Annotated in this window: 2 protein-coding genes; both read left to right on the top strand. The window is 38.5% G+C overall.

The genetic code is table 11. From position 1 onward, the window contains the following. On the top strand, positions 1–1,177 hold a 1,177-nt coding region (locus tag FE392_RS19960; protein WP_319931872.1), incomplete at its 5' end, for an RHS repeat domain-containing protein. Positions 1,178–1,179: 2 nt separating this feature from the next. Further along, complete coding sequence (locus tag FE392_RS19955; RefSeq protein ID WP_319931871.1) at positions 1,180–1,596, top strand: hypothetical protein; 417 nt, start codon at positions 1,180–1,182, stop codon at positions 1,594–1,596. Positions 1,597–1,928 lie beyond the last annotated feature (332 nt).

Below are 1,928 nucleotides of genomic sequence, written 5' to 3'. Positions count from 1 at the left end.
GTATGACCGTGCGGATAACCTTCTGGAGCGTCCTCAATCCATGATGGAAAAAGAGGCTGAGCAGCAAAAGCACCTGACTCCACAGGGTGATCGGTTGGTTCAGTGGAACCAGTGGCGTTATGAACATGATGCCCACGGCAATGTTATCAGCCGTGGGACAAGCAGCAGTAATCGACAGGTTTACCGCTACGATGGGGATAATCGCCTGATGCTCGCTGAAGGCAACGGCATGAAAGCCATCTATCATTACGATGCCCTTGGACGACGTATTCGTAAGGTGGTAACAACATGGCCGACAGGAACACCGCAACAGGAACAGACAGATTTTGTCTGGCACGGCCTGAAATTGTTGCAGGAACGCCATGCTAATACGGGTAAAACCCAGACCTATTGTTACGAATCCCATGAAAGCTATACGCCACTGGCCTGCATTGTTGCTAAGGGTGCTGTACATGATTATTTCTGGTATCACACCGATATCAACAGTGCACCGCTGGAAGTGACGGATGAAGACGGTAAAATTGCATGGTCGGGTAAATATGATGCTTTTGGGGCTGTCAACAGCACCACGATGGCGTATTTTACTGATAGAGAACGTTCATCACGGCACTTTGACCAAAATCTGCGTTATGCCGGGCAATATTTTGACAAAGAGACGGGGCTGCACTTTAATACATATCGATATTATGCCCCTGAGATTGGTCGGTTTATTACGACAGATCCAATAGGGTTAAACGGTGGGATGAATTTATATCGATATGCTCCAAATCCAGTAAGTTGGATAGATCCGTTGGGGCTGGATTATACAACATGGCAAATTCATTCTCCTGGTTATAATGATGTGGTTCAAAAAGGTTTACATTTTTATGCACCTGGTAAAGTTGAGCTTTCAGTGAGACCAGATCATAAAGGTGGAATAACATTTACTAATGCTATTCCAAATGAAGCCGGAAGTGCAAAAGTGGAAAAAGCTATATCTGCTGCTAAACAACAATTTGAAAAAGATGCAAAATTTAGAAATGATATTTTTAATAAAGCAAATGAAGGTGTTAAATCTGTTCTCGATCATGCAAAAGTAGAAACAGGAACTTTGCGTAACTTGGCTAACGGGCGCTCAAGAGAACTAAAAGACATTGCCCGTAATGTTAAAAGATATAATACTAAAATAGGATGCTAATTATGAATTGGATACCATCAGTAGAAATTGAATTACTGAACATAATTAATGACAATGGAATAAAAGCACTGCCTATTGGTTCTTCAGAAGAACTGATATTGAAAACACTTGGAGAACCTGAGTTACCAAGAGCAAGATTTAGTAAAAAGTCAAAAATAATTACCCATTTATATGGTAATCTTAGTGTTCTTTCAGAAAATGGAACAATAATAGCTATTGATATTGATTTTAAAGGTGAAAAGACTGAGGTGGTAAAAAAAGGAGAAATTAGTTGTTGGGGAATAAATCAGTGGGTAAATTTATCAGAAAAGAAAAAATGGACCGTAGATAAATTAAATGATGTAATTAATATCAATAGTGGAAAATTAAATATAGGGTTGTCGATTAATGGTGAAGTTAATTTAATCTCGATTAGATAAGGCCTATATTCTAGTCCAAATTTCGTTTAAGCCGTCATAGGAAAATCTTTTTCCGAATAGAAAAATTTCAGTGACGGTTTATTCCATTTCGGTCAGTAAGAAATTACATCACCTAAAATGGGGTCAATAGAAATCCTTTTATACTAAGAGGCTATCTCAAAAGGCATTTTGTAGTATAGTGATTTAGTCTTTTTATTGACCTCCATTTGGTGATGATTATGAGCAACAAAACGACATCACAATGGCTCATTTCCGATGAGCTTTGACAAAAAATTAACTTCTTCATCTGGATGGTCAGGCAAAATATTTTTTGGATTAGTGGATTAGTGGAT

Source organism: Xenorhabdus santafensis (assembly GCF_033949405.1).
GTDB lineage: Bacteria > Pseudomonadota > Gammaproteobacteria > Enterobacterales > Enterobacteriaceae > Xenorhabdus > Xenorhabdus santafensis.
The sequence above is the reverse complement of the archived record's forward strand: the minus strand, read 5'-3'. Positions and strand labels throughout refer to the sequence as shown.